The following is a 20921-nucleotide window of genomic DNA, read 5'->3' on the forward strand; positions in this document are numbered from 1 at the left end:
AGCCATTGCGTGCCTGCGAGGCCGCATCATGGCATGAGTCTGGGCTGGCAATGAAGGCGACAGGCCTAGGGCAGGATGCCCCAGGGACGGGCCTGGGCGTCCGAGCCGTCCCAGGTGATGCGGTCGATCCGCCAGCTGCCATCAGGCATGATCATGGTGTGGAACACCAGGGCTTCCGGCTGGCCGCCGGCGTTGTCGATGGCCAGCGTGAGGGCGCCGTCCGCCAGGGCGATGGGCGCGCCGACCTCCGCCGTGCCAATAACGAACGGCAGCATGCCATTGCCCTTTGCCGCCTGCATCAGATCGTCAAAGCCCAGCGCAGGATCAATCAGGATCTCCTGCGACAGCGTGTCGGGCTGCAGATCCTTGTCCCACACGCGCGAGCCCTTCATGTCGGTGGCCGTTGCACCCGGGATGAGCGTGCCGAGGTTGAAGCTGCCGATGGCATTGCTGAAGCCCAGGCGGGCATCCAGTGACAGCGCGTAGTAGGCGGAGAAATAGTCGGCACTGGCATATGCATCGAGGAAGGTCTGTGCCGTGGCCTGCGGGCTGCTCAAGTCAAGCCGCTCCACCATAGTGCGCCCGGTCGGCGCCTTGATTTTGGCCGCATCCGCCGTCGGGGCCGCCAGCAGCAGGGGCACAAGGCAGGTCAGGGGCAGCAGCAGCAGCAGCTTCATCGACAGGGTCTCCAGGGCAGACTACTCTGGTTACATGCGCAGCGGCCGGACATCGGACAGACGTTCTATAGCACAAAAAAAGCCGGGCGCAGGGCCCGGCTTTCTCGCATTCGCCTGAGGCGAAGGCTTAGACTTCGTCGTCGAAGCGATCGTCCTGCTGCGCGTCCTTCTGGCCGGCAGCGAAATCGCCTTCTTCGTCTTCGTCATAGACAGTGACGGTGACGTCTTCACCGGCGCTCTGGCGCACGGCTTCGTCTTCCGAGCGGGCGACGTTGACGGTGATCGACACGGCCACTTCGGCATGCAGGTGCAGCGCAACGGTGTGCACGCCAACCGACTTGATCGGGTCGGCAAGGTCCACCTGCGAACGCTGCACGGTGAAGCCGTCCGAAGCCAGGGCCTCGACGATGTCGCGCGAAGCGACCGAACCGTAGAGCTGACCGGTTTCGCCGGCCTGGCGGATGATCACCACTTCGCGGCCGTTCAGACCCTCGGCAATGCCGGCAGCGGCGTTGCGGCGGTCTTCATTGCGCTTTTCGATGTGGGCGCGTTCGGCTTCGAACTTCTTGCGGTTGGCTTCGGTGGCGCGCAGCGCCTTGCCCTGCGGCAGCAGGAAGTTACGGGCGAACCCGTCCTTGACCGAAACTTCGTCGCCGATCGAGCCGGTGCGGCCGATACGCTCAAGCAGAATGACTTTCATGGGATAATTCCTTTTGGCTGTCCCGTCTCTTGGACGGTTAGGAGCTCCGGACCATCCAGAACCCCAGCGGTGCGCCCCTTAGGGCGCGGCCCGCTGCCCCAAGGGACAACAGGCCTGTCGTTTGGTGCCTGGGCAGACAGGAGCCGCCCGGCGAACCATCCAGTTTACTGGACGGCGTAGGGCATGATGCCGATGAAGCGGGCGCGCTTGATGGCGCGGGCCAGTTCACGCTGCTTCAGCGCCGACACGGCGGTGATGCGGCTGGGAACGATCTTGCCGCGCTCGGAAACGTAACGCGACAGCAGACGCACGTCCTTGTAGTCGATCTTGGGCGCGCCTTCGCCCGAGAACGGGCAGGTCTTGCGGCGACGCTGGAACGGACGGCGGGCCTGGGCGGTGGTGAGGTCTTTGATTGCCATAGCTTTTCGGTCCTTGTCTTAGAAACGGCGCGGACGGCGTTCGCCGCCGAAGCCACCACGATCACCGCGATCGCCACCACGGTCGGGACGGGCATCGTCACGATCGCGCTTCTGCATCATGGCCGAGGGGCCTTCTTCATGTTCGTCAACGCTGACGGTCATGAAGCGCAGGATGTCTTCGTTGATGCGCATCTGGCGTTCCATCTCGGCGACAGCCGCGGAGGAAGCGTCGATGTTCATCAGCGTGTAGTGGGCCTTGCGGTTCTTGCGAATGCGGTACGAAAGGCCCTTGAGGCCCCAGTATTCATTCTTGGTGACCTTGCCGCCGCCGGCAGCCAGAATCTCGGTCAGCGCAGCGGTCAGTTCTTCGACCTGCTGCTGGGAAACGTCCTGGCGGGCCAGGTAGATATGCTCGTAAAGGGCCATTGATGCGCCTTCCTTCGTGGTTCAAACACTGCAATCTTCTGGCGCGGAGCCTCCTTGAAGCCGGAAAGGGCATCAAAGCAGTCTTGCAAAGAGCGGGAACACGGGAGGCCGGGCCTGAGCCCTATTTGTCAAAGTTGCCAATGACAAACCCTCCGTTCAGCCCCCGGCCAAACGAATTGCTGGCGGCGCTATAGGCCAAACCGGCCATTGAGGCAAGCCCAATGCGCCGCAAACGCGGGCTTTGCGGTGTTTGGCGACGCCGCTGCGGCCTCGCGCCTTGACTCTGCCACACCCATTCGACAAATGCCCCGCAACTGGACAGCCAGCGTGTGGCCTGTCTAACTGACGCTCTGGAGGGCCATCATGATCAAACGCGCATTCACGTTTCCCGGGCAGGGGAGCCAGGCCGTCGGCATGGGCAAGGATCTCGCAGAGGCCTTCCCCGAAGCCCGCGCCGTCTTCGCCGAAGTTGACGAGGCTCTCGACCAGAAGCTCTCGACCATCATGTTCGAGGGGCCGGACGAAACCCTTCGCCTCACCGAAAATGCCCAGCCCGCGCTGATGGCGGTGAGCCTGGCGGTCATCCGCGTCCTCGAAGCCCGAGGCGTCCGTATCGCCGAGCACGCTGCTTTTGTCGCCGGGCACTCGCTGGGCGAATATTCCGCCCTTTGCGCCGCCGGCACCTTCTCGGTCGCCGATGCGGCCCGCCTGCTCAAGACGCGCGGCCAGGCCATGCAGAAGGCCGTGCCCGTCGGCCATGGCGCCATGGCGGCGCTGCTCGGCCTTGATCTCGATACCGCCCGCGCCGTCGCCGCCGAAGCCGCCGAGGGCGAGGTCTGCGAGGTCGCCAACGACAATGCCCCGGGCCAGGTCGTCATCTCCGGCGCTACCGCTGCCGTCGAGCGCGCGCTTGATATTGCCAAGGCCAAGGGCGCCAAGCGCGCACTGCCGCTGCCAGTCAGCGCCCCCTTCCATTGCTCGCTGATGCAGCCGGCCGCCGAGGCCATGGCCGCCGCGCTGGCTGACGTCACCATGCAGGCGCCCGCAGTGCCGCTGGTCGCCAATGTCCTCGCCAACCCGATCTCCGACCCCGCCGAAATCCGCCAGCGCCTGATCGAGCAGGTCACCGGCGTCGTCCGCTGGACCGAGAGCGTCGCTTGGCTCACCGGCCCCGGCGGCGTGACCCATCTGCACGAGTTGGGCGCCGGCAAGGTGCTCACCGGCCTCGCCAAGCGCATCAATGCTGACGCCACCGCCTCGGCCATCGGCACGCCGGCCGACATCGAGGCCTTCGTTGCTGAGGTCCTGGCTTAACCGCTTGATTCAAGCCCTCAAGAGCTTGAATCACTTTCTCCATGGGAGACGACTAAATGTTTGATCTGACAGGCAAACGCGCACTGGTCACCGGCGCAAGCGGTGGCATTGGCCGCGAGATCGCCAAGGCCCTGGCCGCCGCTGGCGCCACCGTCGCGCTCAGCGGCACCCGCGTGGGTGCGCTGGAAGATACCGCCAAGGAAATCGGCAAGGACTGCCCGATTCTCCCCTGCAACCTCTCCAAGCTCGATGAGGTCGACAAGCTCGTCCCCGCCGCCGAAAGCGCCATGGGCGGGCTGGACATCCTGGTCAACAATGCCGGCATGACGCGCGACAATCTGTTCATGCGCATGAAGGACGAGGAATGGGATGACGTCATCGCCGTCAACCTCACCGCGGCTTTCCACCTCAATCGCGCCGTGCTGCGCTCCATGATGAAGCAGCGCTTCGGCCGCATCATCGGCATCTCCTCGGTGGTTGGCGTGATGGGCAATCCGGGGCAGGGCAATTACGCCGCCTCCAAGGCCGGCCTGATCGGCATGAACAAGGCCCTGGCCCATGAAGTGGCCAGCCGCAACATCACCGTCAATTCCATTGCGCCCGGCTTTATTGCCTCGGCCATGACCGACGAACTCAACGACAAGCAGCGCGAGTCGATCCTGTCCACCATTCCGGCCGGACGGCTCGGTACGGCCCAGGAAGTTGCCGCCTGCGTGGTTTTCCTCGCTAGCGACGCTGCAGCCTATGTCACCGGGCATACGCTGAACGTCAACGGCGGCATGGCAATGATCTAAATCCGTCAAAAGCCGTTGAAAACCGGGGCACTGGCTTATGGCGCCCCGGTCCCAAGTATGCTACTCGGCGCCGTTCGCACCGATGGCGGATCGCCTTGCAGACGCCCGAAAGCGCGCATACATTGGCGATCACCCGGCCAATACGGTGCTTGAAGATTTGGCAGCGCGCCAATAAGAAGCGAAACGAAACCTCGATTTCGAAAAGGGAAGTCAAACTATGAGCGATGTCGCTGATCGGGTCCGCAAGATCGTTGTGGAACACCTGAATGTGGATGCCGAGAAGGTTGTTGAGAAGGCCAGCTTCATCGACGATCTGGGCGCAGACTCTCTCGACCAGGTCGAGCTGGTGATGGCCTTTGAAGAAGAATTCTCTGTCGAGATTCCCGACGACGCTGCTGAGTCGATCCAGACCTTCGGCGACGCTGTCTCCTTCCTCACCAAGGCTGTCGGCTAAAAGCCGGCTGAGATAGTTGACCATGGAATTGCGTCGCGTAGTCGTCACCGGGATGGGCCTCGTCACGCCCCTCGGTTGCGGGGTTGAAGCCACTTGGGCCAATATCTTGGCCGGCAAGAGTGGTGCAAAACGCATCGATGACTTCCAGGTCGACGATATCGCCTGCCAGATCGCTCATCGCTTGCCGCTCGGCGACTATGCCGACGGCAAGTACAATCCAGATGAGTGGATGGACACCAAGGAACAGCGCAAGGTTGATCCCTTCATCGTCTATGCGATGGCGGCGGCAACCCAGGCTATCCAGGATGCGGGCGTCGAGCCCAAGACTCAGGAAGAACAGGAACGCACTGGCGTCCTGATCGGTTCGGGCATTGGCGGGGTCGGGGGCATCTATGAGGCCTCCATCACCCTGCATGAAAAAGGGCCGCGCCGTATCAGCCCCTTCTTCATCCCGGGCCGCCTGATCAATCTGGCCTCTGGCCAGGTCTCCATTCGTTTCGGCCTCAAGGGCCCCAATCATTCCGTCGTCACGGCCTGCTCCACGGGCGCTCACGCCATTGGCGATGCAGCGCGACTCATCGCCCTGGGCGATGCCGATGTGATGGTCGCCGGCGGCGCTGAAAGCTGCGTCAACCGCTTGGCCATGGCCGGCTTTGCCGCCTGCCGCGCGCTTTCGACCGGTTTCAACGACAATCCCGAAGCCGCCTCGCGGCCCTATGATCGCGACCGTGACGGCTTCGTCATGGGCGAGGGCGCCGGCATTGTCGTGCTCGAAGACTATGAGCGGGCCAAGGCCCGCGGCGCCAAGATCTATGGCGAGATCATCGGCTATGGCCTGTCGGGCGATGCCTATCACATTACCGCTCCCTCCGAGGATGGTGACGGCGGCTATCGCTGCATGCAGGCCGCCATCAAGCGCGCCGGGATTACGCCCGCCGATATCGACTACATCAACGCCCATGGCACCTCGACCCCGCTGGGCGACGAGATCGAACTCGGCGCGGTTACCCGCATGCTCGGTGATGCCGCTTCGGGCGTCGCCATGAGCTCCACCAAGTCCGCTGTCGGCCACCTGCTTGGCGCCGCCGGTTCGGTGGAAGCCATCTTCTCGCTGCTGGCGATGCGCGACAATATCGCGCCGCCCACGCTCAATCTGGACAATCCCTCGGTCGAGACGGTGATCAATCTGGTGCCCAAGACGGCGCTGAAGAAAGAGATCAACGTGGCGCTCTCCAACAGCTTCGGCTTTGGCGGCACCAACGCGACCCTGGTCATGCGCAAGGTCAACTGACTTATCCACGCTTGTGACGAGGCACAGTGCGCCTGCGCGCACTGTGCCTCTTGTCTTTGGGCAGGGCCAGGCCAACAATGCCGGGCGATCTGTCCATGACAGGCGCCCATTTGCAGACACGATCCGGCGCTAGTCAGGCAGCTGGACCTCGAGGTTGAACAGCACGATGAACGATCGCAAGCCACGGCGCCAACGCCGCCGTTCGCGCAACGGTTTTGTTGACATTCTCAATGGCCTGCTGGGCCTTTTGGTGCTTGGCCTGCTGGTGGCGGGCGGTCTGTTCTTCTATGGCGCATCCCAGTTCTACGGCCCCGGCCCGCTGCAGCAGGACACGACGTTCCGCGTCGAATCAGGCGCCGGCATCAGCTCGGTCTCGGCCCGGCTGGAAGAGCAGGGGCTCATCAGCAACCGCTTTGTCTTCCAGTTTGGCGGCCGCGCGCTCGAGCAGGCCACCGGCATCAAGCAGGGCGATTTCCGCATTCCCGCCGGCGCCAGCATGGCCGATATCCTCACCGAGCTCAGCCAGGGCAATCCCATCCGCTATGCGGTGACCATTCCCGAGGGCTGGACCTCCTGGGAGGTGGTTCAGCGCCTCGATGACACGCCCGACCTGATCGGCCCGGTTTCGGCGCTGCCGCCAGAAGGCTCGATTCTGCCCGGCAGCTATGACTTTACCCCCGGCGACACCCGCCAGTCGGTGCTCGACAAGATGCAACTGGCGATGGCTGACGCACTGGCCGAGGTCTGGGAGACCCGCCAGGCCGATCTGCCGCTCAAGTCGCCCGAAGAGCTTCTGGTACTTGCTTCTGTCGTTGAAAAGGAAACCGGCGTAGCCACCGAACGTCCGCAGGTCGCGGCTGTGTTCGTTAATCGCCTGCGCGCCGGCATGCGGCTGCAGTCCGATCCGACCATCATCTACGGCATCACCAAGGGCCAGACCACGCTCGGCCGAGGTCTCAAGCGCTCCGAAATCGAGGGCAAGACGGCCTACAACACCTACCAGATCGACGGCCTGCCGCCGACGCCCATCGCCAATCCGGGCATCGATGCCCTCAAGGCAGTCGCCAACCCCGACGATCACAACTATCTCTACTTCGTCGCTAAGGGCGCGCTGCCGAGCGAAGGTCACGTCTTCTCAGAGACCTACGCCGAGCATCAGAAGAACGTGGCCGAATATCGCAAGGTCGCCAGCGAGGCCGAAGCGGCCCGCAAGGCCCTGGAGGACGAACAGGCCACCCAGGCCGGTGACGCCCCGGCCGCGCAGTGAGCCATTCCCTTGCCAGCATGACCGGCTATGCGCGCATTGCCGGTTCGGTTTCAGGGGCAGGTTTCGTCTGCGAGATCAAGTCGGTCAATAGCCGGGGCCTCGACATTCGCACGCGGCTTACTGCCGGCTTTGACGCCATCGAGGGCGAAGTCCGCCAACTCATCGGCAAGATGGTCTCGCGCGGCGCCATCAACTGCACCATCACCGTCGAACGCGACGGCGCCGGGGGCAATGTCGTGGTCAACCAGCAGGCCCTCGACACCGTGCTGGTGGCCATAGCCGAGCTCTCCAATCGCATTGAGGCGCCCCGGCCGACGCTGGAGGGCATTCTGGCCCTCCCTGGCGTGCTCGACCGCCGCGAGGCCCCCATGACGCCCCAAGGTGAGCAGGCGCTGGCCAGCGCCATCATGGACGGAGCCTCCCAAGCCATGGTCGATCTCGTCCTCGCCCGCAGGCAGGAGGGCGGCAAGCTGGCCGCCGTGCTGCTGGGCATCATTGATGAAATCGAGGCGCTGGTCGCCCGCGCTGCCGCTCACCCGTCCCGCAGCCGCGAGGCGGTGCAGGCGCGGCTGCGCCAGCAGGTCGCCGAACTGGCCGACGACATCACCATGGCGCCCGAGCGCCTGGCCCAGGAAGCCCTGATCCTGGCCACCAAGGCCGATATCCGCGAAGAGCTTGATCGCCTCACCGCCCATATCGCCAACGCCCGCCAGCTCATTGCCAGCGGCGGCGCGGTCGGAAGGCGGCTCGACTTCCTGGCCCAGGAATTCAACCGCGAGGCCAACACGCTGTGCAGCAAGTCCAATGCGGTGGACCTCACCGCGATCGGCCTTGACCTCAAGGCGGCGATCGATCAATTACGCGAACAGGTTCAGAACATCGAATAGGATCGGCTGATGGAATTTCAGCGTCGTGGCGTCATGCTGGTGATTGCCTCGCCCTCGGGCGCGGGCAAGTCGTCGATCTCGCGTGCCCTGTTTGGCGCCGATCCCAACATCAAGCTGTCCGTCTCGGTCACCACACGCGCGCGCCGCACCGATGAAGTGGACGGCAAGCACTACTACTTCATCGACGTGCCGACCTTCCGCCGCATGCAGCAGGATGGCGAACTGCTCGAATCAGCCGAGGTGCACGGCAATTTCTACGGCACGCCCCGCGCCCGCGTCGAAGAACAGCTCGCTGCCGGCAACGACATCCTGTTCGACATCGACTACCAGGGCACGCTGCAGCTCTACAAGAATAGCCGCAAGGACATGGTGACGGTGTTCATCCTGCCGCCCTCCATCAAGGAACTGCGTGCCCGCCTGGAACGCCGCGCCCAGGATAGCGTCGGCACCATCGAGAAGCGCCTGCAGAACGCCCGCCGCGAGATGGATCACTTCAACGAATATGACTATGTCATCGTCAATGAAGACCTTGAGGCCTCCACCACGCGGGTGCGCTCGATTCTGGTTTCAGCGCGCCTCGAGCGCGAGCGCCAGCTCAATTTGAGCAGCTTCGTCAAGGACTTGCAGAGCCAGATCGACTCTCTTTGAGAGCCTAGGCGGCGCCGCCCTGGGCTGCCTTGCGCAGGCCGGGCAGCGCGCGCGCCATATCCAGGAACACCGAGATCGGCAGGTCCTCAGCGCGTTCGTCGCCCTTGATCCCGGCGGCAGCCAGCAGGCCATCGACGGCCACACCACTGGCTTTCAGGCTCTGCCGCACCATTTTGCGCCGCTGTCCGAAGGCCGCTTTGGTGATACCTTCCAGGTCACGCACCGCCACTGACTCGTCGACCGCCTTTGGCACCAAATGCACCACCGACGAGGTGACATTGGGCGCCGGCACAAAGGCCTCGCGGCTGACGTTGAAGGCAATGCGCGGGTCGGTGCGCCAGCCCGCGAGCACACCCAGTCGGCCATAGGGATCTTCACCAGGACGGGCGCAGATGCGCACGGCCACCTCGCGCTGGAACATCAGCGTCAGGCTCTGGAAGAACGGTGGCCAGGGATGGGTGGTCAACCAGCCGGTGAGCAGGGGCGTAGCGATATTATAGGGCAGGTTGGCGATGATCCGCGTCGGGCCATCGGCCAGCGCCGCATAGTTCATCTCCATGGCATCGCCACTGATCACGGTCAACCGCCCGGGATAGGCTTCGGCGATCTGCGCCAGCGCCGGCAGCGCCCGTGCGTCGCGCTCGATGGCAATCACTTCGCGCGCGCCCTCGGCCAGCAGCGCCCGCGTCAGCCCGCCGGGCCCCGGACCCACCTCGATCACGCGAACGCCCTCCAGCGACCCGCCCACGCGCGCGATCCGCGCTGTCAGGTTAAGGTCGAGCAGGAAGTTCTGACCCAGCTCTTTCTTGGCCCGCAGGCCATGCTCGGCGATGACTTCGCGCAGCGGCGGCAGATTGTCGATTTGGCTCATGGATTCGCAGTCATGGCGTCGGCCAGGCGAATGGCCGCGAGGAAACTCTTGGGTGAGGCTCGGCCGGTGCCGGCCAGGTCGAAAGCCGTGCCATGGTCGGGCGAGGTGCGCACGATGGGCAGGCCCAGCGTCACATTGACCGCATCCTCAAAGGCCACGGTCTTGATCGGGATCAGCGCCTGGTCGTGATACATGGCCACCACGGCGTCATACTGGGCCCAATGGGTGGGATAGAACAGCGTATCGGCGGGCAGGGGGCCGGTCACGCCCAGCCCCTCGAACTGCAATTGCGCCACGGCAGGGCCGACGATCTCGAGGTCTTCCCGCCCGATGGCGCCGCCCTCGCTGGCATGCGGATTGAGCCCCGCGACGGCGATCTGCGGATTGGCAATGCCGAAGCGCTGGCGCAGGTCATGGGCCACCACGCGGACCGTGTCCACGATCAGCTTGCGTGTCAGCAGCGCCGGCACATCCTTGATGGGCACATGGATGGTCACCGGCACGGCGCGCAGCCCACCATGGGCCAGCATCATCACCGGCAGCGGCGGCGTGCCGCCAGCAGCACAGAGCTCGGCCAGAAACTCGGTGTGGCCGGGATGCTTGAACCCGGCATGGTAGAGCGCGCCCTTGTGAATCGGCCCGGTCACCAACCCGCGACAGCTGCCGCTCAGCGTGGCCTGGACGGCCGCCGAAATGGAATCAATCACCGCATGGGCGGATAGTGGAGAGGCATGGCCGGGATGGTCAGGCACGCTGCCATCGACATGCAGCACCGGTAGGGCGGTCTTGAACTGGTGGGCCGCGCCGTCGGGGCCGCTGTTAGCCAACGCAATATCCAACCCCAGCCGTTGTGCCCGTGCGCGCAGGAAGTCGATATGGCCAAACAAACAGAAGGGCGGCAGCGCGAACTCGGCCCGCCGCGCGTAGAGCGCCATGACGATGTCAGGGCCGACGCCTGCCGGTTCGCCCATGCTGATGGCAAGCGGCCTGTCCATCCAGAGCTCCACAGTCGCAGAAAAGTTCGGCCCGCGCGCGGCGGGCCGTCTGTCTTAGTTGTAGATGATCTTGGCGGACTTGCGAAGGTCGGCGAGATAGGTGGCCACCTGGTCAGTGAGGGCCTCGTTGCCCTGCTCGGCGCGCAGGTCGCTCTTGATGAAGGTCAGGTCTTCAGCCTGGGTCTTTTCACAGATCGCCAGCATCGATACGCCATTCTCGACGACACGCGGCTTGGTAATGCCACCCACGTTCAGTCCGGCCAGTTCCTTGGCAATGGCTTCCGGAAGCTGGGTTGCGTTGCGGCGACCGACGTCCAGCACGGCGGCGTCGGTGAAGTTCAGCGACACATCCACGGCGCTGTCGCAACCGGCAAAGCGCGAGCGGTAGCGATTGGCATCGCCCGTGCGCTTGGCGGCGCCCTGGCCCACGAAGATCACTTCCTTGAGGATATAGTCAAAGCTCTGGTAGTCCTTGAGCTGGCCTGCGGCCTTCTGGTCCAGCTCCAAATCGGAAATCTGCACCTGCGGCATGATCGCCATTTCCGTCACTGCGTTCCAGGCGATGGCGGCGCGCAGACGGTCCTTGAGCGTGTCCATGTTGATGCCGCCCTGCTGCAGCATCTGGCGCAGCTTGTCTTCGCTGAGCTTGAGATTGCGGGCAATCTGCAGGAAGGCGTCGTCCACCTGCGCGTTGGACACCGTGATGCCCAGGCGCTTGGCTTCCGACATCTGGACGGCTTCGTCGATCAACTGCTCGGTGGCGCCCTTAGTGCCGCCGCGATTGCCTTCCAGGGCAAACAGCTTCACGCGCTGGGAAATCTGCACGTCGGTGATCGGCGTGCCATTGACGGTGACACGCACTGTCTGAGCGAACGCTGGCATGGCCACAGCCATGCTCAACAGCATTCCAACGATCAGGGCACCAGCCGCACGACCAAACACACCGTTCGCCATTGTCATTTTCCGCCTTGAAATCTGCTGACCGCTCTCATGCGGCTGTAATCGCACTGTGTCAATTGCCCACACAATGCGGCCAAAATCCGGTTCTGCCTACTGCGCGGCCGTGAAGGCGCGGCTATAGCCCAGGTTGAGCCCTGCCGGCGCCTTGATGGCAAAGGTCGCCGTAATGGTGGTATCGTCCACGACCGCATTGGACTTGGTGGCATTGGCGCCCAGCATCAGATAGCCGTCGTCATACTTCAGCCCCAGTCCGCCCTTGGTCCAGCTGTTGTTGAGCAGGTCCCAGTAGCTGAAGGCCGAAACCGTCCAGTACTCGGCAACTGGTACGGCGGCTTCTGCATAGATTTCATGCTGGTCCGTCAGAACGCCGACAGCCTGGTTTGCAGCAATGAAGTTGTAGCTCACGCCAGCCGAATAGCCGTCCTGCGAAAAATTGGCCCCGGCGCCCGAACGCATAACCTGGCCGGTGCCGGTATCCACCTGTAGCTTGCCGCCCACCGTCAGCCCTGGCTTGAACGTGCCATAGGCGCCCAGCACCGCATAGGAAGCGCCGCGGTCCAGGCCTGAGCCTGCGCCCATCTGCACCGGATCGGTCAGCGAGAATGCATTTACCCCCGCCAGCTGGAACGACTGTCCTGCGACAATCTCGAAATAGCTGTCGTCGGCAAAGCTCACCTGATAGCGGCCGCCGATATTGGCACGCAGGCCGGTCTCTTGCCGGTCCGTGCCCGAGAAGCGGTTGTAGCTGAACAGATTGGTGTCATCGAAGACAAAGCTCTGCGCATTGTCATTGGTGATGCCAACCTTGGAAGTGTTCGAGCCGCGATAAACCAGCTGTGCGATCGGCTCGACCAGATGCACGGTGCTGCCGTCGCTGGCGGCCATAGGGAAACGCACGTCCATGGCCGCGATGGGTGTTGCGCTCCACAGTGTCGTCGCGCCCGGCAGGGTGGGGCTGGTGCCATCGTAATAGGCAACGTCAGCGCGACCGCCGAGATAGGGCGTGGCAACGAAGCCGCCGCCGCCGATATACTGGTTCTGCCAGCCGAGCTGGAACGTGGCATGCTGCTTCATGCCGGCATAGCCGAAGGTATAGGGCACCTTGCCGCCCGTAGCATTGGTCAGCGAGCGGCCGACCGAATCCACATCGCGCTGTACCCCTAGCAGGCGCCCGCTGATCTCGATGCGCCCCATGCCGGGGCCCAACTCATTGATGCGCTCAAAGGTCAGCGCGGGCAGTGCACGCCCCTGTTCACCCTGCTGTGCCGCCGTGACATTGCCCAACTGGTTGAACTGCTGAATGCGGGCATCAATGTAGGTGTCGGCCGTGACATTGGTCGCATAGACCTGATTGGTCGAGGACTTGGCATCGGTCCGGGTGTAGTCCGGCAGATAGGCCGCGTCGGTGAAGGTCGTATAGCTCCAGCCGACCGTCCAGTCCTCGATCGGCGTGAAACTGCCGCTGGTCTGGATGGCGCCGCGCCAGTCGCGCTGGGCCTCGGTGAAGGTGAAGGCGCTCTGGTCGCGCTGATAAAGGCCCGAAGCCTTGATGCTGAACGAGCCCTTTTCGAAGCGCTGTACCCATTCCGCGCCCACCAGAAGGCCCTGCCGGCTCATCACTGTGGGCGTGAGAATGATGTCAGTCCAGCGGCTCGAATAGACCATCGAGGAAAACGCCAGGCTGTGCCCGGTCTTCTCGGTATAGGCATAGGTTGGCTTGGGGATGCGGTTCAGGGTCTCGTTGCTGGTGTCTGGCAGCCACAGATAGGGCAACCAGGCTACAGGAATACCCAGCAGTTCGAGCGTCGGCTGCTCCATGGTCAGGGAATTGTCGACCGAGTTGGAGACAATCCGCTTTGCCTTCATCGACCAGCCGATGCGGCGTCCCTTGGCGTCGATACACTCGCCGCAGGGCGCATAGGTGGCATTGATCAGCAGCGTCTGCAGCGCCGCATCATAGTCCGTGCTGTCGGCCGTGATGCGGGCACCATCATAGGTGGTGATCGTCATCGCATCCAGGAAAGCCTTTTTCATCCCGCCTGTCAGCGTCAGGTCATTGGTCTCGGTCAGGTTCCCCGAAGGATCCTTGATCGTCACCGAGCCGACAAAACGCGCGTCGCTGGTGGTGCGGTTATACACCAGGCTTTGCCCGGTCAGCGTATAGCCACTGCGCCTGAGAACCACATCGCCTGATGCAGTGATCGTGTTGGTGGCATTGTCAAAACTGAGGGTATCCGCCTCGATCTCGGCTGGCGACGCCGGATCGATCGGGGCGTTGAAGAAGTCCGCGGGGATCAGGCCCTGGGCATGGGCGGCAGGCAGGCTTACGCCGGCCATGAGCAGCGCCACCGCGCTGGCTGCCGCCAGGCGGGTCACGACCCCGATCCACTCCCTGGACAGCTTGATTCTCACGCGCGCCCGTCTTCCTTGTGTAGCAGCACCGTCAGGCCGATCACGATGGCCACCAATGCCGGTCCAATTGCTGCAAACGCGGGATCGAGAACGCCAGTCGACCCGGCTCGGTCGGCCATCTCGGTAATCACGAACACAACAAAGCCCAGCACGATCCCGTACAGGACCGCCGGACCATAATTAGACGACCTTCGATAACCCGCAGTAAATGCAAAGGCAATGAACAGCGAGCCGGTCAGCACAAGCGGCAACGCCAGCAGCTTGATCATGCGCATCGTTGCCGCGCTGCGGATGGAGGGATCGGCCACGCCCAGCCGCAACAGCGACGCCAACTCGAAGAAGGTCATGTCCTCCGTCGATGCCATTTTGAGGCTGATCTCACCCGAGCTCGACGTCGTGGGCAGGCGATAGTTCAGTATGGTGCGGGCAGGGGAGTCGGCAGTCCGTACCGTGGCGGTGGGGAACACCCATTCATTGTCCTGCAGTTGTGCTTCGGTAGCCTCGATGCGGTCCTCGTCACTGACATCGATCCGAAACACAGTCACATTGCCCAGCACGGTGCCGCCCGGCTGCATGCCTGTTGCCAGCATGACATAGTGCACCTCGCCGCTGCGCTGCTCGAGCCAGATTTCGCCCGAGGGTGTCTGCATCGTGCTCTGGCCCGGCGGCGTCGGATAGAGCCCGCGATTGATCAATGTGCTTGCCGTTTCGCCGCCCAGCGCCACCACCAGGCTCACCAACGCCAGAGCGATGGTCGGCGCGCGCACCACCCGCCAGATGGAAATGCCGCTCGACTGGATCACCGTCAGCTCGTGGCGCGATTTCAGGTCGATGAACCCCAGGATGGCACCCATCAGCACCGTCACTGGCAGTGTCTTGATGGTCCAGCGTACGGCGCTCATGGCGACCATCAGCGCTGCCATGGGCACACCGAAATTGTCGGCGACAAAATTGAAGCGCCAGGTGTCCAGCGACTCCGCCAGCATGATGATGCCGTAGAAGATAAAGACCGTGACGCCGATCCGGCTCCCCAGTCTGTTGAGTACCAGCCAGTCGATCCGGGTCATGTCGCTGCCACCATCGGTGCGGGCCTTGGCCACAGCTTGATGGCCAGCGCCATAACGCCCGCCACGATCATCACCAGTGCGCCGGTTGCCGGCCCAAGCGGGCTATACGCGCTGAGGCCGCGCTCACTGAACGCCAGCAACAGCACCACTGCCTCGAAGGGGATATTGAAACGCGCGCGTCGCCCGCTGGGAAAGCCTGTCATTGCCAGCACCAGAAGGCATATCCCGACCACCCGCAGGCCCTCTGCGCCCCGGTTGCCCAGCGTCTCCAGCACGCGCGGCGCCCATTCGCCGCGCGCGAGCGCTTCGGTCACCAGCGTCACGCTATCCGTGCTGTAGATGGGGTCCGACTCCGCGATCGTCTGCGAAAACTGGTCCACGCCCACGTCATAGCGCGCGAAGGTGACCTCGGAGAACCGCCCGTTGGCGTCGGCATTTTGCAGCGTGCCGTCACGCAGTTCGAGCACATAGTTCTCGCCGTCCGTCGAAACCCGTGCGGTTTTGGCCATATAGGTGCGCCGGGTCTTGGGGTCGCGCCGGTCGTCGGCGAAGAACTCGGTGATCTCGCCGTCCCCCTCGCGTCCTCCGATCAGCATCACTACGCCCGGCGTCACCTGGGTGAAGCGCTTGGGCTTGAGTGTCGAGCTGACCAGGTCAGCGGCAATGCTTGCGTTGAGCTGGTTGAGCTGGCGATTGGCCAGCGGCTCGATGAAATTGCTGAGCAGCAGCACGCCGATCACGCCGGCCCCGGCCACCACGCCCGTGGCGCTCCACAGCGAGCGCAGCCCGCCGCTGATGTGAACGATGTGCAGCTCGCGATTGGTCTGCAGCGCCTGCAGCGCCCGCGACAGTCCGATGCCGATGCACACGTAAAAGAACGAGATCGCCAGCGGCGGCAAGGTCAGCACGCCTTGATAGGCCAGCGTCAGCAGGCCCTGGCCCTTGACCGAAATCACATCGAACGAGCGCAGGCAGTTCACCAGCCAGAGCAGGAAGCACACCACTGCGAACAGAATCATCGCATCGGCGACGAACATGCGGGCCAGATAGGACGTCAAACGCTTCATTCTGCCTGACTAACGTCTCCGGATGCCGCAAATATGGCCTTGGGCTCGGCGGGACATTGGTTCACTTCGGCGCCACAGGCAACCCGGCAGCGCACCGCTGCGGGATTTCTTCCCCGCCTGTTGCGGGATTGACGCGGCTGCCAAACATCTCAATGTAAGCGCAAAATACCCAGCGCATGCTCTCCCTGCCACCAAGGCCCTATTGATGTCCCAGACCCTGACTATCCGCACCGCCGCGTTCAACGGCGAGCCGGCCGCCCTGACCGTGATCTATGCCAGGGAGGATCAGGCCCCGACCGGCGCCGCCGCTGCCGTCTGGGCATCGACTGGGCTCGATTGGGCGGCCTCTGCCGCCGCCGGCGCCTTCCGTGGTCGGCCGGGCCAATCGCTCGATATCATCGCCAGCGGCGGCGCGCGGGTCCTTGTTCTGGGCAGTGGCCGGCCGGCCGCCGATGGCCCGCTCAATGCCTGGACCGACCGCGGCGGCTCGCTGCTTGCCCGCATTGCCGCGACCCGGGCGAGCCTGGTTTCGGTGGTGATTGATGAGGCCGAGGCCACGCCCCAGGCGATCGGTGAGCTCGTTGCCGGTCTGCGTCTACGCCACTATCGCTTTGATCGCTACAAGTCGCCACGGCCCGAGGATGGCCCGCCGAGCCTGACCATCACGCTCAAACTGGCCGATCCCGCTGCCGCCAATGCCGCCATTGCTGATCGTGGTGCCACGGTCGACGGCACGCTGCTGGCCCGCGACCTCGTCAACGAACCGGCCAATGTGCTGGGCCCTGTCGAATTCGCCGCCCGCGCCGCGTCGCTGGCCGATCTTGGCGTGTCCGTCGAAATCCTCGAGCCCGAGGCGCTTGAAAAGCTCGGCATGGGCTCGCTGCTCTGCGTTGCCCAGGGCTCGGATCGCCCGGCGCGCCTGGTCGTCATGCAGTGGCGCGGCGGCAATCCCGACGATGCTCCGCTGGCTTTCGTCGGCAAGGGCGTAGTGTTCGACACAGGCGGTATTTCTATCAAGCCGGCCGGCAGCATGGAGGACATGAAGGGCGACATGGGCGGCGCCGCTGCTGTCACCGGCCTCATGCTGGCCCTGGCCACCCGCAAGGCCCCGGTCAATGTGGTTGGCGTCATTGGCCTGGTGGAAAACATGCCTTCAGGCAGCGCGGTGCGTCCCGGCGACATCGTCAAGGCGATGAGCGGCACCACCATCGAAGTCATCAACACCGACGCCGAAGGCCGCCTCGTCCTCGCCGATGCGCTCTGGTACACGCAGGACCGCTTCAAGCCGAAGTTCATGATTAACCTGGCCACGCTCACCGGCGCCATTGTCGTCGCGCTGGGCCATGAACATGCCGGGCTCTTCTCCAACAATGACGAACTGGCGACGCGCCTTCTTGCCGCTGGTCTCTCGGCCAATGAGAAGCTCTGGCGCATGCCGCTGTCCCCGGCCTACGACAAGCTGATCGAGTCCAAGTTCGCCGACATTCGCAACTCGGTCGGGCGTCCGGCGGGCTCCATCACCGCCGCGCAATTCCTGCAGCGCTTCGTCAACGACACGCCCTGGGCCCATCTCGATATCGCCGGCACTGCCTTTGGCGCCGCCAACACCGAGGTCAACACCTCCTGGGCGCCCGGCTTCGGCGTTGCCCTGCTCGATCGGCTGGTCAGGGACTTCTACCAGGGCTAAGCTCGCGCCATGACCGATGTCCTGTTCTATCATCTGGAGCCGCGCCCGCTGGAGGCCGTGCTGCCGCAACTGCTCGAGAAAACGCTCGAACGCGGCTGGCGGGCCGTGGTCGAGGTCGGCTCCACCGAGCGCGCCCAGGCCCTGGATGCTCACCTGTGGACCTATCGCGACGACAGCTTCCTGCCACATGGGATGGAAGGCGGGCCGGGTGACGCCCACCAGCCTGTGCTGATCACCACCGGTACCGACAACGCCAACGCCGCGGCCTGCCGTTTCTTTGTCGACCGGGCCGTGCCGCAATCGGGCGAGGGCTACGAGCGCATTGTCTATATGTTCTCCGGCCACGATCCGGATGCCGTGGCTGAGGCGCGCCTCGCCTGGAAGGCGCTGCGCGGGGCCGGCCAGCTCACCTATTGGCAGCAGGAACCCGAAGGGCGCTGGGTCAAGAAGGGATGACGCCCGACCTCTCCACGCCCAGCCGCCATAAGCTGCACGAAGACATCTTCGCCATGCTCATCGGCACCATGCTGGTCTCGCTGGGGATTGTCTTTTATGCCCACGCCACCCTGACGACCGGCAGCAGCGCCGGCCTGGCCCTGCTGCTGCAATATGCCACCGGTCTGCCGTTCGGCTGGCTGTTCTTTGCCATCAACCTGCCGTTCTATGTGCTGGCCGTATTGCGCATGGGGTGGGTCTTTGCGCTCAAGACGATTGTCTGCGTGGCGCTGGTCTCGCTGTTTTCTGCGCAAATCCCGCACTGGCTCGACATTGCCACCATCGCGCCGCTCTATGCAGCCCTCGTTGGCGGTGGGCTGATGGGGCTGGGCATTCTTTCGCTGTTCCGCCACAAGGCCAGCGTGGGCGGCATCAATATCCTGGCGCTCTACCTGCAGGAGAATTTTGGCATCCGCGCCGGCTATTTCCAGATCGGCGTGGATGCCGTCATCATGGTCGCCGCACTCTTCGTGCTCCCACTTGACCGGGTGGCCTATTCGCTGCTGGGTGCGCTGGTGCTCAACATGATCATTGCCACCAACCACAAGCCCGGCCGCTACGTCGGCTTCAGTTAGCCGGTTTGGCGTCGCTGAGCGAGCCACTCAGGTCCATCTTGCCAGCACTGTCAGTCACCGGGCGTTGCTTGGGATCGAGCATCTCGGCCGTGTCACCTGAATCATCGCTTTCGTTGTCTGCAACCAAGCCCATGATATCGTTGACATAAAGACCGAACATGTCGTCCGCGAGTTCGTAGCAGTAGGTCACCTCGCCATTGGAGGGGCTGTAGTAGGCATTGGCCTCACCACACAGCGTCCCGCGGAAAGTGATGGGGCGAGGCAGCACATAGCTGCTCTCGATCATCTCGGCGGCGCGCTCGAGAATCTGGCGGTCCTTGAGCTCCTGGGCGAACACCTCGTAGTCGCCGGCATCGTCATAGACCACGGTGATCGGCGCGCCGCGATCCTTGGTCACCGCGTGCGGCTCGAGCAGTTTGACCCATGATGTCAGGGCCTGCTCATAGGTATAGACGCAGCCATCGCGCCGGTCCTGGTCCAGATCATAGGCTTCGGCGGTCTGGGCAAAGGCTTCCGGATCCTTGCCCACCATCATGCAGACCATGGCATAGGCGCGCTGGATGTCCAGGCTATGCTCGTCATAGTAGGAGAAATCATCGACGCCCGCGCCGGTCGACTTCACGGCATTGAAGTACCAGCCATCCGCGCTGTCCACCAAGGCGTTGTAGCTGTCCTCGTCCGCCTCGTCATTGAGCAGCAGGATCGTCGCCAGCGCATCGGCGGCATCCTCTTCCTTGCCCAGCACGGGCAATTCCAGCTCGCCCACCAGCAGGTGCCCGATTTCGTGATAGGTCGTGAACACCGCATCATGCATCGCGAAGTTCATCGCGTCCTGCGCGTCTTCGGGCGCCAACTCCTGCGCATTGACCTGCCCGCATCCCAGCGCCGCCGCCCCCAACAGGGTCGCCGCTACGATCAGTCGTTTCATTTCTGTGTCTCTCCACCCGGCCGCCCCACGCGGCCACGCCCTCAGTTGCGGGGCGGCTTGTGCTTGCCGGTCCCCGATTTGCCGCCGGTCGCCCCGGTCTTGGGCAGTTCGGCAGCATAGAGGTCCATATAATCCTGCATCAGCTCGTAGCAGAAGATGATTTCCACCGTGTCCGGATCATAGAATGCATTGGGCTCGCCACAGCGCTCGGCATTGAACCGCACCTGCCTGGGCAGGCGGAAGCGCTGGCGCAGCTCGTCCGCCACCTGGTCGAATACGCCACTGGATTTGAAGGCGTCAGCGGCTTCGCGCAGGGCGCCACCGGCAGGCTTGTAAGTCACGCGCACCCGGGTCTGTTGCCCGGTGAATTCCTGGCCCCGATCCAGCACGCGCCGCAGGCTGCGGTTGATCACGTCATAGTCCCAGGCGCAGCTCTCCACCCGATAGTCCGGCACGTCATACATTTCTGCCACCGGGCGGAAGCTTGGCTCGTCCTTGCCCACCATCAGGCACACGATCTGATAGGCGCGCTGCTTGTCCAGCGCATGCGCCGCCGCATAGTCGCTTTCCACGCCGCCACTGTCATAGGCGATGCCGGACAGGAACCAGCCGCGCGCCGCATCACGCACCGCTTGGTCGGCCCGCTCCGTACCCTTGTTGAGCAGCGTCCAGGTGGCCACATTGTCAGCGGCGTCTTCCTCGCGGCCCAGCACTGGCAGTTGCAGCTGGTCAAACAGCAGATGCGCCATCTCATGGTAGAGCACGAACATGCTGTTGTTGGCCGCAAAGCGGCGCTGCTCGCGATACTCATCCTTGCTGAGTTCGGTGGCCTGTGCCGCGCCCGTCAGGCCCAGCACAAGCGCGACCAGGCTTCCCAGCAGATGTGATCGACGCAAACCCATGCGATGCTCTCAGCCCATCTCACAGCCACACAAGGACAATGGCCGCCCGCTGTCAACGTGCTGTCCCAAAAAGGCTAAACGGTGT

22 protein-coding genes are annotated in these 20921 nt (G+C 63.8%); 10 read left to right on the forward strand and 12 right to left on the reverse strand.

Annotated features, from left to right (window positions below):
* Positions 1-65 precede the first annotated feature (65 nt).
* The 4 genes from K1177_RS03620 to rpsF form a co-directional block, all read right to left on the reverse strand.
* A complete protein-coding gene (locus K1177_RS03620; protein WP_224701962.1) occupies positions 66-677 on the reverse strand; it encodes a hypothetical protein in 612 nt (203 codons plus the stop codon).
* Between the two features lie 127 nt (positions 678-804).
* On the reverse strand, positions 805-1377 hold the full coding sequence (gene rplI / locus K1177_RS03625) for a 50S ribosomal protein L9 (RefSeq protein ID WP_224701963.1): 573 nt from the start codon (positions 1375-1377) through the stop codon (positions 805-807).
* 164 nt (positions 1378-1541) lie between these two features.
* On the reverse strand, positions 1542-1796 hold the full coding sequence (rpsR, locus tag K1177_RS03630; protein WP_035100429.1) for a 30S ribosomal protein S18: 255 nt from the start codon (positions 1794-1796) through the stop codon (positions 1542-1544).
* Between the two features lie 18 nt (positions 1797-1814).
* The gene (gene rpsF / locus K1177_RS03635; protein ID WP_224701964.1) at positions 1815-2222 is read right to left on the reverse strand and encodes a 30S ribosomal protein S6; all 408 of its coding nucleotides are present in this window, start codon (positions 2220-2222) and stop codon (positions 1815-1817) included.
* Positions 2223-2588: 366 nt separating this feature from the next.
* Here rpsF and fabD point away from each other — a divergent pair, with 366 nt between their 5' ends.
* The 7 genes from fabD to gmk all read left to right on the forward strand — a co-directional run bounded on the left by fabD (position 2589) and on the right by gmk (position 8877).
* Entirely contained in the window at positions 2589-3536 is a 948-nt protein-coding gene (gene fabD, locus K1177_RS03640; protein ID WP_224703682.1) for an ACP S-malonyltransferase, read from the forward strand.
* A 56-nt stretch (positions 3537-3592) separates the two neighbouring features.
* Positions 3593-4330, forward strand: a complete 738-nt coding sequence (gene fabG, locus K1177_RS03645; RefSeq protein ID WP_137151534.1) for a 3-oxoacyl-[acyl-carrier-protein] reductase — start codon at positions 3593-3595, stop codon at positions 4328-4330.
* A 217-nt stretch (positions 4331-4547) separates the two neighbouring features.
* Positions 4548-4784 (forward strand): acyl carrier protein, encoded by a 237-nt coding sequence (locus tag K1177_RS03650; RefSeq protein WP_035100440.1) that lies wholly within the window; start codon positions 4548-4550, stop codon positions 4782-4784.
* Positions 4785-4812: 28 nt separating this feature from the next.
* Complete coding sequence (gene fabF / locus K1177_RS03655) at positions 4813-6075, forward strand: beta-ketoacyl-ACP synthase II (RefSeq protein ID WP_224703683.1); 1263 nt, start codon at positions 4813-4815, stop codon at positions 6073-6075.
* 166 nt (positions 6076-6241) lie between these two features.
* A complete protein-coding gene (gene mltG, locus K1177_RS03660) occupies positions 6242-7342 on the forward strand; it encodes an endolytic transglycosylase MltG (protein WP_224701965.1) in 1101 nt (366 codons plus the stop codon).
* Positions 7339-8229, forward strand: coding sequence for a YicC/YloC family endoribonuclease (locus K1177_RS03665; RefSeq protein WP_224701966.1), 891 nt, complete (start codon positions 7339-7341; stop codon positions 8227-8229). Before mltG ends, K1177_RS03665 begins: the two co-directional genes overlap by 4 nt.
* Positions 8230-8238: 9 nt before the next feature.
* Positions 8239-8877: a guanylate kinase gene (gene gmk / locus K1177_RS03670; protein WP_224701967.1), complete on the forward strand. Its 639-nt coding sequence runs from the start codon at positions 8239-8241 to the stop codon at positions 8875-8877.
* A gap of 4 nt (positions 8878-8881) precedes the next feature.
* Here gmk and rsmA read toward each other — a convergent pair whose 3' ends face one another.
* The 6 genes from rsmA to K1177_RS03700 form a co-directional block, all read right to left on the reverse strand.
* Entirely contained in the window at positions 8882-9748 is an 867-nt protein-coding gene (gene rsmA / locus K1177_RS03675; protein ID WP_224701968.1) for a 16S rRNA (adenine(1518)-N(6)/adenine(1519)-N(6))-dimethyltransferase RsmA, read from the reverse strand.
* Positions 9745-10743: a 4-hydroxythreonine-4-phosphate dehydrogenase PdxA gene (pdxA, locus tag K1177_RS03680; RefSeq protein ID WP_224701969.1), complete on the reverse strand. Its 999-nt coding sequence runs from the start codon at positions 10741-10743 to the stop codon at positions 9745-9747. The genes rsmA and pdxA overlap by 4 nt, the downstream gene beginning before the upstream one ends.
* 54 nt (positions 10744-10797) lie before the next feature.
* Positions 10798-11625, reverse strand: a complete 828-nt coding sequence (locus K1177_RS03685) for a peptidylprolyl isomerase (protein ID WP_224701970.1) — start codon at positions 11623-11625, stop codon at positions 10798-10800.
* Positions 11626-11793: 168 nt separating this feature from the next.
* A complete protein-coding gene (locus K1177_RS03690) occupies positions 11794-14115 on the reverse strand; it encodes an LPS-assembly protein LptD (RefSeq protein WP_224701971.1) in 2322 nt (773 codons plus the stop codon).
* On the reverse strand, positions 14112-15215 hold the full coding sequence (locus K1177_RS03695; protein WP_224701972.1) for an LptF/LptG family permease: 1104 nt from the start codon (positions 15213-15215) through the stop codon (positions 14112-14114). The genes K1177_RS03690 and K1177_RS03695 overlap by 4 nt, the downstream gene beginning before the upstream one ends.
* Positions 15179-16249: an LptF/LptG family permease gene (locus K1177_RS03700; protein WP_224701973.1), complete on the reverse strand. Its 1071-nt coding sequence runs from the start codon at positions 16247-16249 to the stop codon at positions 15179-15181. The genes K1177_RS03695 and K1177_RS03700 overlap by 37 nt, the downstream gene beginning before the upstream one ends.
* 205 nt (positions 16250-16454) lie before the next feature.
* On the opposite strand from K1177_RS03700, the gene K1177_RS03705 reads away from it, so the two are divergent.
* The 3 genes from K1177_RS03705 to K1177_RS03715 are packed head-to-tail and all read left to right on the forward strand — an operon-like array spanning position 16455 to position 19006.
* Positions 16455-17936, forward strand: a complete 1482-nt coding sequence (locus K1177_RS03705) for a leucyl aminopeptidase (RefSeq protein WP_224701974.1) — start codon at positions 16455-16457, stop codon at positions 17934-17936.
* Positions 17937-17945: 9 nt separating this feature from the next.
* Positions 17946-18392, forward strand: coding sequence for a DNA polymerase III subunit chi (locus K1177_RS03710; RefSeq protein ID WP_224701975.1), 447 nt, complete (start codon positions 17946-17948; stop codon positions 18390-18392).
* The gene (locus K1177_RS03715) at positions 18389-19006 is read left to right on the forward strand and encodes a YitT family protein (protein ID WP_224701976.1); all 618 of its coding nucleotides are present in this window, start codon (positions 18389-18391) and stop codon (positions 19004-19006) included. The genes K1177_RS03710 and K1177_RS03715 overlap by 4 nt, the downstream gene beginning before the upstream one ends.
* Here K1177_RS03715 and K1177_RS03720 read toward each other — a convergent pair.
* Together K1177_RS03720 and K1177_RS03725 are read right to left on the reverse strand one after the other, a co-directional pair.
* On the reverse strand, positions 18999-19934 hold the full coding sequence (locus K1177_RS03720; RefSeq protein ID WP_224701977.1) for a DUF4344 domain-containing metallopeptidase: 936 nt from the start codon (positions 19932-19934) through the stop codon (positions 18999-19001). The genes K1177_RS03715 and K1177_RS03720 overlap by 8 nt on opposite strands.
* 41 nt (positions 19935-19975) lie before the next feature.
* Positions 19976-20836 (reverse strand): DUF4344 domain-containing metallopeptidase, encoded by an 861-nt coding sequence (locus tag K1177_RS03725; RefSeq protein ID WP_224701978.1) that lies wholly within the window; start codon positions 20834-20836, stop codon positions 19976-19978.
* Positions 20837-20921 lie beyond the last annotated feature (85 nt).

The sequence above is a fragment of the Devosia aquimaris genome, assembly GCF_020169335.1.
Classification (GTDB): Bacteria; Pseudomonadota; Alphaproteobacteria; order Rhizobiales; family Devosiaceae; genus Devosia; species Devosia aquimaris.